The 13,576-nt window shown below is 38.4% G+C and carries 10 protein-coding genes; all 10 read left to right on the top strand.

Annotation, left to right across the window (positions count from 1 at the left end):
* Position 1 precedes the first annotated feature (1 nt).
* The 10 genes from mobB (at position 2) to GQ46_RS15400 (ending at position 13,570) form a co-directional block, all read left to right on the top strand.
* Positions 2-1,030 (top strand): MobB family relaxase, encoded by a 1,029-nt coding sequence (gene mobB, locus GQ46_RS15445; RefSeq protein WP_044405205.1) that lies wholly within the window; start codon positions 2-4, stop codon positions 1,028-1,030.
* 2 nt (positions 1,031-1,032) lie between these two features.
* The gene (locus GQ46_RS15440) at positions 1,033-2,472 is read left to right on the top strand and encodes a type IV secretory system conjugative DNA transfer family protein (RefSeq protein ID WP_369793450.1); all 1,440 of its coding nucleotides are present in this window, start codon (positions 1,033-1,035) and stop codon (positions 2,470-2,472) included.
* Between the two features lie 61 nt (positions 2,473-2,533).
* Entirely contained in the window at positions 2,534-2,947 is a 414-nt protein-coding gene (locus tag GQ46_RS15435) for a hypothetical protein (RefSeq protein WP_044403669.1), read from the top strand.
* Positions 2,948-3,066: 119 nt separating this feature from the next.
* Positions 3,067-6,846 (top strand): efflux RND transporter permease subunit, encoded by a 3,780-nt coding sequence (locus tag GQ46_RS15430; RefSeq protein ID WP_044403667.1) that lies wholly within the window; start codon positions 3,067-3,069, stop codon positions 6,844-6,846.
* Positions 6,843-8,078, top strand: coding sequence for a TolC family protein (locus GQ46_RS15425; protein WP_044403665.1), 1,236 nt, complete (start codon positions 6,843-6,845; stop codon positions 8,076-8,078). Before GQ46_RS15430 ends, GQ46_RS15425 begins: the two co-directional genes overlap by 4 nt.
* Positions 8,079-8,080: 2 nt before the next feature.
* Entirely contained in the window at positions 8,081-8,647 is a 567-nt protein-coding gene (locus GQ46_RS15420; RefSeq protein ID WP_044403664.1) for an AraC family transcriptional regulator, read from the top strand.
* A gap of 68 nt (positions 8,648-8,715) precedes the next feature.
* Complete coding sequence (locus GQ46_RS15415) at positions 8,716-11,136, top strand: multicopper oxidase domain-containing protein (RefSeq protein ID WP_044405202.1); 2,421 nt, start codon at positions 8,716-8,718, stop codon at positions 11,134-11,136.
* A 42-nt stretch (positions 11,137-11,178) separates the two neighbouring features.
* On the top strand, positions 11,179-11,802 hold the full coding sequence (locus GQ46_RS15410) for a DUF3347 domain-containing protein (RefSeq protein WP_044403663.1): 624 nt from the start codon (positions 11,179-11,181) through the stop codon (positions 11,800-11,802).
* Complete coding sequence (locus GQ46_RS15405) at positions 11,803-12,258, top strand: heme-binding domain-containing protein (protein ID WP_044403662.1); 456 nt, start codon at positions 11,803-11,805, stop codon at positions 12,256-12,258.
* Positions 12,259-12,346: 88 nt separating this feature from the next.
* Positions 12,347-13,570: a permease gene (locus GQ46_RS15400; RefSeq protein ID WP_044405199.1), complete on the top strand. Its 1,224-nt coding sequence runs from the start codon at positions 12,347-12,349 to the stop codon at positions 13,568-13,570.
* Positions 13,571-13,576 lie beyond the last annotated feature (6 nt).

Here is a 13,576-nt window from a genome sequence, read left to right as displayed (position 1 = left end):
AATGTATATCACGGTAACCAAACAGACATTAGACGGTAATTATGCACAGAGCGCTTCCGATTTTGTCGCATATCTCGAAAAAGAGAATGACGGAAAATCCATTGATGAAATGGAACATTTTTTCAATCAATATGGCGAAGAAATATCAGGAAAGGAAGTCGTCAAAGAAATCGACGGAAATACCGCTAAACTCAAAAAGACCGAACCCAAGTTTTATTCCATCACGGTTAATCCAAGTGCTTATGAATTGAAGCGATTGCAAAATCATTCCGAAGAACTAAAACAGTACACCCGAGAATTGATGAAAGAGTACGCTAAATCTTTTAATCGGGAAATAAACGGACGAGCTGTAACCGTAGATGACATTAAATATTACGCGAAGATTGAACATCAACGCACCTATAAAGGAACGGACAAGAAAATTCAGGAGAACCAACCTTATGCCACCAAGATACTTCAAATTAAGAACGATATCCGAAAAATTGAAAGTGGCGAATTAGAGGGAAATATTAAAAAATTACAGCAAACGATGTCCCGATTGGAGAAAGAAGCACCACATCAACAAGACGGAAAACGCATTGTTAGAGGGATGCCAAAAGATGGCTCTCAAAGCCATATTCATATTATTGTGAGCAGAAAGGATATGTCTAATAAATACAGTTTATCCCCAGGAAGCAGGTACAAGGCTTCGGAAACAGTTTTTAATGGCAAACCTGTAAAACGTGGTTTTGATAGGGACAAATTCTTTAAGGCATCCGAAAAGACCTTTGACACTTTATTTCAATACAAAAGAAATTATGTTGAAACCTATAAGGCACGCAAAACATTCCTTAAAAATCCAAAATTGTATTTCTCAATTCTTTCGGGATTGCCAACAAATGAAAAAGCTACAGCCTATAAAATACTTGCTAAAGCAGGTGTGCCCATAATGAATATTCCAACGAACAAAGTACAGTTAGCATTGAAGATAATTAACAAGTTTAAAAAAGGGATTGACCGAGCCATACAGTCGGGTTCTATTGGGATATGAGTATGTCAATACCACATATCATCCTTTTTATTGTTGTTCCGGTATTGTTTATCAGTACGGTTTTATATGTGTTTCTTCATCAAGAAGAGCCCAAAAACGGAGATAAGAAATATCAGGTACGCTTTAAACTTCGTCGTGGAAAATTTCAAATCGAAAATATCAAGCGAGGTGCATCGATTATTGGCTCTGCGGGAAGCGGTAAAACAGAAAGTGTTATCTATAATTTTTTACAGCATTTTAGTACCCATCAATTTTGTGGTATCATACACGATTACAAGGATTTTGAGCTTACGGAAATTGCCTATCCATTATTTAAAGAAAAGGATATTAAATTCTACACCATTGCCTTTGACCAAATCCATTATCGTGTAAACCCAATTGCCCCAAGATATTTGCCCAATGAGGAAAGTGTGAATGAATTATCCAAGGTACTCATTGAAAATCTTTTGGAGTTTAACGAATCCGATACAAACAGTACCACAAAATTCTTTAGTGATGCTGTTGAAGGTTTGATGGGTGGAATGATTTGGAAACTTAAAACGTCCTATCCTCAATATTGCACTCTGCCCCATTTGATTGCTATTTTTCAATCGATGACCACCAAGCAATTGATTTCTTTTTTGAGCTCAAATATCACATCCAAAAGTATGGCAAGTGCTTTTATCAATGGAATGGACTCTGACAAGCAAACAGCAGGTGTAAAAAGCACATTGGCCAATGCTTTTAAAAAAATAAGTTCACAGCAGTTGTTTATGGCGTTGTCAAAAGATGAAGTACCATTAAATATAAATAATCAGGAAAATTCAGCGGTAATTTCGATTGTAAATCATCCCAAATATGAATCGGCTTATTCGCCTATAATCGCAGCAATTATGCACACAGTCATCAAACAAATGAGCGTCAGAGATCAGCAGTCGTCATTTTTAATGATGGAAGAAGCCCCAACCATTAAACTACTCAATATGCATCGCATTCCAGCAACTTTACGAAGCTATGATATTGCCACAATTTACGTGATGCAAGATAAAATCCAGAATGATATGCTATATGGCGATAAAGCGAGTAAGGCTATTTTAAGCAATCTTTCCTATCAGTTTTTTGGTAAAGTTAATGACCCAGATACCGCCAAATACTATGAACGATTTTTTGAGATTGTCCGCAAGGAAACAACAAGTATCAACCGTGGCCATAACCTGAATTTTGATACAAGGATTACTACAGGCGAAAAAGAGGTTTCCAAACGTAGAGCAGATGTATTTTTCCGTTTAAAACAGGGCGAATTTATCACTTTTGCAGATGGTAAGGATAAAAGAGTTCAATTTAAACTACAGTATATTAAAAGGGAGATTCCTAAAATACAGCAACAATACACAGAGAATGAATTGAAACTGAACTTTGAAAGAATCTATCGAGAAGTTAAATCCCATTTCAAACTGAACTAAATTTCGATTTAACAAATTTTTTAACATAAATTATTTGAATTTATTTAACTTTGCAAAATTGATGAAACAAGCATTTTATAAAATATCATCCTTTTTAATGGCGATTGTAGTCCTGTTTTCTACGTTGTCATTTACTGTTGATATGCATTATTGTGGAGACACTTTAGTTGATACTTCAATTTTCCATAAAACAAAAGGTTGTGGAATGGAAATGCAAAACCCTTCCACCGAAGATTGTTCAGTTAAGGTAAAAGATTGTTGTTCGGATGAACAGCTTGTTGTTCAAGGTCAGGACGATTTGAAACTATCTTTTGACAAACTTACGTTTGACCAACAATTGTTTGTTGCATCATTTGTTTACACTTATATTAACCTTTTTGAAGGTTTAGAAGAAAATGTAACTTCATACAGAGATTACGTCCCCCCACTCGTCATAAGGCAAATCTACAAACTTGACGAGAGTTATTTAATTTGATTTTTAAACAGTAAAATTTTTGCCCTGCGGTACTTCCGTGTTGGGCTTGTTTTGTTGTGTTCAATTTCTTGAATTCAAGCTAAACAATCATTTTCATAACTGTTTAATTATCATAGTTTATGCTAAATAAAAGCATCAAATTTCTTATAGAGAACAAACTCGTTGCCGTTATATTGCTCGTCGTATTTGTGGGTTTTGGAACGGTGTACGCACCTTTTAAATGGGACACTGGATTTTTACCGACGGACCCCGTGGCAGTTGATGCCATTCCCGATATTGGCGAGAACCAACAAATCGTTTTTACCAAATGGGACGGTAGGTCGCCACAGGATATTGAGGACCAAATAACATATCCGCTAACTACGACCTTATTAGGTATTCCAGGAGTTAAAACTATCCGCAGTTCTTCAATGTTTGGCTTTTCGAGCATTTACATCATTTTTGATGAGGATATTGAATTTTACTGGAGCCGAAGTCGGATTCTGGAAAAACTCAATTCCTTGCCAAGTGGTCTTTTACCTGAAGGTGTTAACCCAGCTTTGGGTCCCGATGCTACGGGATTGGGTCAAATATTTTGGTACACGCTTGAAGGTCGCGATAAGGACGGCAACGTCACGGGCGGATGGGATTTGCAAGAACTACGAAGCATTCAGGATTATTACGTGAAATATGCCCTTGCTTCTGCGAGTGGCGTTTCCGAGGTGGCATCGATCGGTGGTTATGTAAAGGAATATCAAATAGATGTAAATCCAGAATTGATGCGCCAGTACAACATAGGTCTCAATCAAGTTGTAAAGGCGGTTAAGGAAAGTAATAAGGATATTGGTGCACAGACTTTGGAAATCAACCAAGCGGAATATCTCGTGCGTGGCTTGGGTTACGTAAAGTCCATTGAAGATATTGAAAATGCCGTAGTTACTTCCGAAAATTATACATCCATTAGATTAAAGGACATAGGAAAAGTGTCTTTGGGCCCAGCCACACGCAGGGGAATTTTGGACAAGGAAGGTGCGGAAGTAGTGGGCGCAGTTGTGGTCGCCCGATATGGCGCAAATCCATTAGAGGTCATAAATAATGTGAAGGAAAAAATTGCCGAGTTGAGCAAAGGGCTACCTTCCAAAGTGTTGAGTGATGGCAGGACTTCGCAATTGACAATCGTCCCTTTTTATGACCGAACAGAACTGATACAAGAAACCTTGGGAACGCTCAACGAGGCGTTAACCTTGGAAATCCTTATTACCATTTTGGTCATTATCGTAATGGTATTTAATCTTCGGGCATCCATACTTATATCTGGGTTATTGCCAGTTGCGGTGCTGATGGTCTTTATTGCAATGAAATTTTTTGGTGTGGATGCCAACATCGTGGCACTTTCGGGAATTGCAATTGCCATTGGTACTATGGTAGATGTGGGTATCATACTTGCCGAGAACATCATCAGGCATTTGGACGAAGACGATAAAAAAACACCAATAAATACCGTAGTGTACAATGCCACTGCGGAAGTTTCGGGGGCAATTGTTACCGCAGTAATGACCACCATCATCAGCTTTATACCTGTATTTACAATGATAGGTGCAGAAGGCAAATTGTTCAGACCCTTGGCGTTTACAAAAACCTTCGCATTGACGGCATCCATAATTATAGCTCTTTTCTTAATTCCACCGTTTGCGGCATTTTTCTTTAAAAACAGAAATATCCGAAAATCCACAAATTATGGTATCAGCAGTTTGTTGATTTTAGCTGGTTTTATTGCAGTCATTTTTGGCCATTGGATTGGTCTTATCCTTATTGGCTTTGGTTTTGTGGCTTTGGCGGTACTTAAGGAAAAACTTTCAAAAGAAAGGTCAAACAAATTCAATATTTATCTTTCCGCAGCTGCCATTGTCTTTCTATTAGCAGAATATTGGCGACCATTAGGTGTTGATAAAAGCGTTATCTGGAACCTTATTTTTGTGGGCATAATCTGTTTTGGCTTATTGGCAAGTTTTTCTCTTTTCAAAAACTATTACACCCAAATATTAAAATGGGCATTGGCAAATAAACTTCTGTTTTTGACCATTCCCACAGCCTTGCTAATTTCAGGTTTCATCATCTATAAAAATACCGGCAAGGAATTTATGCCTTCGTTGAATGAAGGCTCATTCCTCTTGATGCCCACTTCAATGCCACACGCTGGTATTGAGGAAAACAAAAGAGTGTTGCAACAGCTGGATATGGCCGTGGCAAGTATTCCCGAAATAGAAACTGTAGTCGGAAAATCAGGTAGAACGGAATCTGCCTTGGACCCAGCGCCACTTTCAATGTATGAAAATGTCATTCAGTATAAATCTGAATATATGTTGAACAGCGATGGAAAACGGCAACGCTTTCAAGTTGATGACAATGGATTTTTTATTCGGAAGGATAGCACGTATATCGCTAATCCAAGTACAGAAATAAGTTCAAGCACCATCGAGAACTACCGTGAAGATGGTAAAAAAGTTGTAGAAACCGTGGATGTTCCTTCCGAAAAATTAATTCCCAATGATGATGGCGAATTTTTTAGGAACTGGCGACCCGAAGTCAATTCGCCCGACGATATTTGGAACGAAATCGTAAAGGTTACCAAATTGCCTGGCGTTACCTCTGCCCCAAAATTGCAGCCCATTGAAACCCGTTTGGTTATGTTACAAACCGGAATGCGCGCACCAATGGGCATCAAGGTCAAAGGTCAGGATTTAAAACAGATTGAGGCGTTTGGCGTAGAATTGGAAACCATTCTAAAACAAGCGGAAGGCGTAAAACAGGAAGCCGTTTTTGCTGACCGAATTGTGGGAAAACCTTATTTGCTTATTGATATCAATAGGGAAAAATTGGCACGTTATGGCGTGACCATTGAGGAAGTTCAAAATGTACTGAAAGTGGCCGTGGGCGGAATGGTGTTGACCCAAACCGTTGAAGGTAGGGAACGTTATGGCGTTCGGGTACGCTATCCAAGGGAATTGCGGGGCGACCCATCCGATTTACAGAATATTTATGTTCCAGTTGAAAAAGGCAGTCCTGTACCATTGAGCGAGCTGGCAACCATCCGTTACGAACAAGGTCCGCAAGTGATAAAAAGCGAGGACACCTTTTTGGTAGGCTATGTATTGTTCGATAAACTTGACGGTTTTGCAGAAGTGAATGTGGTGGAAAACGCACAGGCACTCATTCAACAAAAAATTGACAGTGGCGAATTAATCGTTCCAAAAGGCATCAGTTATAAATTCACGGGAACCTATGAGAATCAATTACGTGCCGAAAAAACACTGTCTATTATCGTGCCTTTGGCCTTGTTGGTTATTTTCCTGATTCTATACTTCCAGTTCCGTTCTGTGTCCACAACGTTTATGGTATTTACGGGAATTGCCGTTGCCTTTGCAGGTGGTTTTGTAATGATTTGGCTGTATGGCCAAGATTGGTTCTTGAATTTCAATTTCTTTGGCGAAAACCTGCGAGACCTATTCAATATGCGGACGGTCAATTTGAGCGTTGCAGTTTGGGTGGGTTTTATTGCACTCTTTGGTATTGCAACGGACGATGGCGTTGTAATGGCAACCTATCTCACACAAACATTCGATAAAAACGACCCAACGGATAAAAATGAAATCCGCAAATCAACTTTAGAAGCTGCATCCAAAAGAATCCGCCCTTGTTTGATGACTACGGTTACGACTATTTTGGCATTATTGCCAGTATTGACATCCACTGGAAAAGGAAGTGATATTATGATACCAATGTCCATTCCAATCTTTGGCGGAATGCTACTCGATACCACATCTTATTTCCTCGTTCCTGTGCTTTACAGTTGGCGAAAAGAACGACTTGCAAAAAGAAGGTTAAAGCAAGAATCACAAACCATAACTATTGAGCAATGAAAAATAAGAAATCAGTTATAAAATATATCGTGTTTGTTGGGATTTACATCTTAAGTGTCAACAGCTATGGTCAGGATTTACAGACCTATATTGACGAAGCCATTTCCAACAGTCCGGAAATCCAGAAATTTCAATTGCGATATGATATTTCTTCTGAAAAGGTCAATGAAGCCAACTGGATTCCCAACACAGAAATCAGCGCAGGATATTTTGTAAGTGAGCCCGAAACACGAACAGGAGCACAACGAGCACGATTCTCATTAAAACAGATGTTACCTTGGTTTGGTACCATCACGGCAAGGGAAAATTATGCAAGTTCAATGGCGGAAGCGGACTATGTGGAAGTTACCATTGCCAAACGTAAACTTGCACTTTCAGTATCCCAATTCTATTATCAACTATATGAAATCAACACAAAACAGCTTGTACTTGACCAAAACATTGAGTTGTTGAAAACCTACGAACGCCTTGCCCTCACTTCCGTGGAAGTTGGTAAAGCATCGGCTGTGGATGTGCTTCGGTTGCAGATTAGACAGAATGAACTGCAACAGGAAAAAGAGGTGTTGACACAACAATCAAAGGGTTTCCAAGCTGCTGTGAACAGTTTATTGAATCGTGATTTTGATAATGACATTGTAGTGGTTGACACATTGGAAATGCCCATTGAAGATATTCAGTTTTCTTATGATGCACTTTCACTAAACCCTGAATTGTTGAAATATGACAGACTATACGAATCGGTTACGCAATCTGAACTGCTCAATCTTCGAGAAGCCCAGCCAATGTTTGGCTTTGGGTTGGATTACATTCCCGTTTCGGAACGCCCGGAAATGAATTTTTCTGACAATGGAAAGGATATTATAATGCCGATGATTTCAATTACAATTCCCATTTTCAACAACCGCTATAAGTCCATTACCAAACAGAACGATTTGCGTCAACAGGAAATCAAATCCCAAAAAGACGAACGCTTGAATATTTTGGAATCAGAATTGGCAAAAGCTATTTCACAACGAAACCAAGCAAGAATCAAATTCAACACCCAACAGAAAAATCTTGAACAGGCCGAGGATGCAGAGGAAATCCTGATAAAAAATTACGAAACGGGAACGATTGATTTTAATGATGTGCTGGACATTCAGGAACTGCAATTAAAATTCCAGATGAGCCAAATAGAATCGGTCAAGAGTTATTATGTACAATCGGCATTAATCAATTATCTAATCAATTAACGATGGAAAAAACTTTTTACATAAAAAATATGGTCTGTGATAGGTGTATCAAAGTAGTGACGGACGAATTAAAAGATAAGAATATCGATTTGCTCGAAATTGAATTGGGAAGAATAAAACTGAATATCAAAGATGCCAAATATCGAGAAACCTTGGTTTCGATTTTAGAGAAAAACGGATTTTCCTTGATAGAAAGCCCCGAAAAACAATTGGTGGAACAAGTAAAAATTGAGTTGATTAAGCTATTGAAAAATTTACCGTTGGATATAAACAGGAAACTTTCCACGTATCTCGAAGAAAAACTAAACAGGGAATATTCCAAAACGAGCAAATTGTTCTCAATAAAGGAAGGTATTACAATAGAAAAATATTTTATCAAATTGAAAATCGAAAAAGTAAAAGAGCTCATTCAAAACCAAGAATTCAATTTCACTGAAATTGGCCAGATTCTTAAATATAGCAACATAAACCATTTAAGCAGGCAATTTAAAACCGAAACAGGAATGAGCCTTACCATTTATAAATCACAACAAATAAATGACCGCACATCGTTAGACCGAATTATATAACTATGAACCAAGATTATGACACAAGCTACTGAATATCAATATTAATTTTGAAAAAAATGAATAATCCAATGAAGAAAATATGTTATGCTTTTATGCTCGTATTCTTTTACGTCAATACGGCATTCACACAAAATGAAGGAAATACAGATAATTTGCCAGTTCACGAATACACATTGACCATCAAGGAAGAAATGGTCAATAAGGCTGGTAAAGAGGTTAAGGGAATGACCGTAAACGGAACGATTCCAGGACCAACTCTGGAATTTATCGAAGGCGAATATGCCGTCATTTACGTAAAAAATGAAATGAGCGTTGAGACTTCCGTCCATTGGCACGGAATCTTATTGCCCAATATTCAAGATGGCGTTCCTTATTTATCCACGCCACCCATTAAGCCAGGAACCACTTTCAAATATGAATTCCCCATCAAGCAATCCGGAACCTATTGGTATCATTCCCATACGATGCTACAGGAGCAAAGTGGAGTTTTCGGTTCATTATTGATAAACCCCAAAGAGAAAACTTTGGATTACGATAAGGATTTGGTCTTGATGTTATCCGATTGGACGAACGAGAAACCAGTAAATGTAATGCGTAACCTAAAACGAGGTAATGAATGGTATGGCATAAAAAAAGGAACATCTACGCCGCTCAATCAAGTGATTGGACGTGGTGCATTTGGCGCACAGCTCGATTTTTGGCGACAACGGATGGAAGGTGCCGATATAGCGGATGTCTATTATCCGGCATTTCTGGTCAACGGGAAGCAAAAGCCTGAATATCCAGAATTTAAGGCGGGCGAAAAAGTCCGGCTACGTGTAATTAACGGCTCATCTTCCACACAATTTTGGATGACATTTGGAGGTGGAATACCAACCTTGGTTTCTGCCGATGGAAAAGATGTTGTGCCAGTAGAGCATAATAAAACCTTCATTGCCACCGCCGAAACGTATGATTTTATAGTGACAATTCCTGATAGCGGTAAAATTGAGTTTAGGGCAATGGCACAGGATGGTTCGGGAACTGCGATGGCTTACATTGGTAACGGAGAAATCCTTCCTGCTGAAATTGTACCACGGCCAGATAAAATAAAGATGATGCAGCAAATGGCAAAAATGGATATGAAAATGGGTGCACACGCCCTAAAATTTCAACCCAAAAAAGATGAACGATTTGAAATGAAGGAAGAATATGGTATGCAGATGGACGGAATGAACCCGCCTGCTGGACGGGCAGGAATGGATGGGATGAATGGAATGAAGATGAACAATGAAAAGATGAATATGCCAAAGGATTCAATGATGAACAAAAAAATGGCCCACTCTAAAATGGACCATTCAAAGATGGAAATGAAGAAGGATTCAACTGCAACTATGGATGAAATGAATATGAAGAATGATGATATGAAAATGAACCATTCAAAAATGGAAGGAATGAAAATGGACGATATGCAAATGGATGGAATGGATATGAATGCGGAATACAATTACGATTATTTGAAATCGCCAGAGAAAACAAGTTATGATAAGAGTCTTCCAGTAAAGGAAATATTGCTCAATCTTACCGGAAATATGCAACGTTATATTTGGAGTATGAATGGTGTCCCATTAAATGAGGCAGACAAAATAAAAATCAAAAAAGGAGAAATTACAAGAATTACCCTCAATAATCTCACGATGATGCACCATCCAATGCACCTTCACGGACATTTCTTTAGGGTTATCAATAAGAATGGGGAGTATTCGCCTTTAAAACACACCGTGAATGTTCCACCAATGAAAGAAGTAACCATAGAATTCAGCGGTAACGAAGGGGATGAATCTGGAGATTGGTTCTTTCACTGCCATATACTTTACCATATGATGAGCGGAATGGCCCGAATTTATAGTTACGATACCCCACGCGACCCAAGAATGGCAAATTATCCCGTTTCAAAGTTAATTAATGAGGGCGACAAATTTTACGCTTGGTCAATGGTTGATGCCGCTTCGCATATGACGGAATTTAATTTTGTGGCTTCGAATATTCGAAATCAATTTAATGTGATGGCAGAATACGGATGGAACCAAAATCTGGAAGCCGAAGTAACCTACGAACGCTACCTGCACGATTATTTAAGGGTTTTTGGTGGTGTGAACATTGAAAATGAAATGGAAGATAGTTTAGATGAAATTTCTACCACAGCCATTGCGGGTGTACGATTCTTAACCCCATATTTATTCAATCTCGATGTGCGAATGGATAGCAAATTACGGCCGCAAATAAGTTTGAGCCGTGAAATCATGATTTTCCCAAGAACGGCAATTTTCGGGATGTACGAGTACCAAGCAGATTTCGGGTGGGTAGATGACCTTCCAATGGGAGATAATTTCAGCAAGGAAGTCACTTGGAACGCAGGAATCGAATATTTTTTATCAAGAAACTTCTCATTGATGGCAAGCTACGACAACCGTTTTGGTGCAGGTGGTGGGCTTTCTGTGAGATTTTAAAAATAAGTTAAACACAAATATTAATCTTAAATGTAAATCAAAATGAAAAAAGTACGAGTAACAACAGTAATTATGCTAATGGCTTTTGTAAGCCTAACAGCAATGTCCTGTAAGGACAGTAAAAAAGAAGATTCGCAAGATGCAATGCATTCGGAAATGAATGAAGACGCACATCACGATGATTCGGCAATGGACCACGATAAAATGAGTGCGTCCGATGGTATGATGGATTCTAATGCACAGACTTCTGATGCAAAACAAGTATTGACAGATTATATGGCACTTAAAAATGCATTGGTGGCAACCAATAAAGAAGATGCCGCAAAAGCCGGAACGAAATTGGAAAGCACTTTGAACGGTTTTAATATGAGCAGCTATACTTCCGAAGAACAGAAAGAATTGAAAGACATTATTGCAGATGCAAAGGAACACGCAGAACACATAGGCAAAAGCGAAATGGACCACCAGCGCGAACATTTCAAAACATTGAGCAAGGATATAACCGATATGGTTGCCATTACTGGAACAGAAAATACGTTGTACCAACAATTTTGTCCAATGTATGATAAAGGCAGTGCGTGGTTAAGTATGGAAAAAGAAATCAGAAACCCCTATTATGGAAGCAAAATGATGGCTTGCGGAAAAGTGCAAAAGGAAATCAACTAAATGAAAATTGTAAAAATCATAGCATTGGTTTTATTGGTGGTCTTTGTGGGCATACAGTTTGTGACCACAGAGCGTAACCAAAGTGATGTCATACCAAAATCAGATTTTGTGATGGTCAACAAACCACCAAAAAATGTCAGTATGATATTGCAAGAATCCTGTTATGATTGCCACAGTAACAATACAGATTATCCTTGGTACAATAAAATTCAACCTGTTGCTTGGTTTTTGGAAGACCACATTAAAGAAGGCAAGGCCGAACTTAATTTTAACGAATGGGACTCGCTTTCAAGCCGAAGAAAATCAAGTAAACTTCGTTCAATTATCAAACAGATAGAAAGCGGAGAAATGCCTTTGTATTCTTACACTTTGATTCACAGGGATGCCATTTTATCAACATCTGAAAAAGAATTGGTTATAAACTATATGAAGCAAATAAAAGACAGTTTACAATAAAGTCCTGATGTGGGAAGGGAATGATTTTTTTTTCATTGATTGGTTAGTTAAAACCCTTCCCAAGTCAGGCACAAATAAATATAACGATATGGACAATTTTCTCAAACAATGGGCAGAAGCTGCATTTACCACCACAGGCTTTTTTTGGATGGCACTTTGGGCATTTGCACTTGGTTACATTATTAGTAGTATGATTCAGGTTTTTGTAATCGAAAAAAAGATGCAGGAAACAATGGGAGAAAATGAAGGCAAGGGTGTTTTGCTCGGTACATTTTTTGGCTTTATAAGCAGTTCGTGCAGTTTTGCTGCACTGGCATCCACAAAATCCCTATTTAAAAAAGGAGCAAGCTTTGTATCTTCCATTGCCTTTCTTTTGGCGTCAACAAATTTGGTCATCGAACTCGGAATTATCATTTCAATTTTCCTCGGATGGCAGTTTGTGGTTGGCGAATACGTTGGTGGCATTTTGTTGATACTGTTTTCTTGGCTATTGATACGGTTGATAAATCCAAAAAAACTCATAGAAAAAGCAAGAAAGAATTTAAAGGACAAGGATGATGATGAAATGGACGATTCCAAATCGTGGAAAAAGAAAATCCAATCTGAAAAAGGCTGGGCAAAGGTTTCCAAACAATACGGTATGGAATGGAAAATGGTGTGGAAGGACGTAACGGTAGGTTTTACAATTGCCGGAATTGTGGCAGCGTTTGTGCCAGATTCCTTCTTTCAAACCTTGTTCATCAATAGCGGTAACGGCAATACAGATTTCACTTTTTTTGAAATCCTCGAACATATAATCGTTGGACCTATCGCAGCATTTTTGACCTTTATTGGCTCAATGGGTAACATCCCGTTGGCAGCTTTGCTTTTTGGGAAAGGCGTAAGTTTTGCAGGTGTAATGGCATTTATCTTTAGCGATTTGGTCGTCTTTCCAATCCTACGTATCAATGCAAAATATTACGGCTGGAAAATGTCACTATTTATCCTCTTTTTGCTTTTTACGGCACTTATAGGAGCATCCTTGATTTTGCATTATTCTTTTGATTTGTTGAGCATTCTGCCAGACCCATCACAGGTAAAAATTCAGGATAGCGAATACTTTAAGTTGGACTATACATTCTATTTGAACATTGCCTTTTTAGCACTTTCTGGGTTTTTGATTTACCTCGGATTTTTCAAAAGAAAGGATGTAAAACAAATGAAGGAAATGGCACCAAAAAGCCAACTGTTGGAAAACATTTTAAAATACGCTGCATTGACGTGTTATGTTTGGCTTGCTGGCGGATTGATTGTTAAATTTTTTGTGAATTAATAACAT

This window comes from Lacinutrix sp. Hel_I_90 (genome assembly GCF_000934685.1).
Classification (GTDB): domain Bacteria; phylum Bacteroidota; class Bacteroidia; order Flavobacteriales; family Flavobacteriaceae; genus Lacinutrix.
The sequence above is the reverse complement of the archived record's forward strand: the minus strand, read 5'-3'. Positions and strand labels throughout refer to the sequence as shown.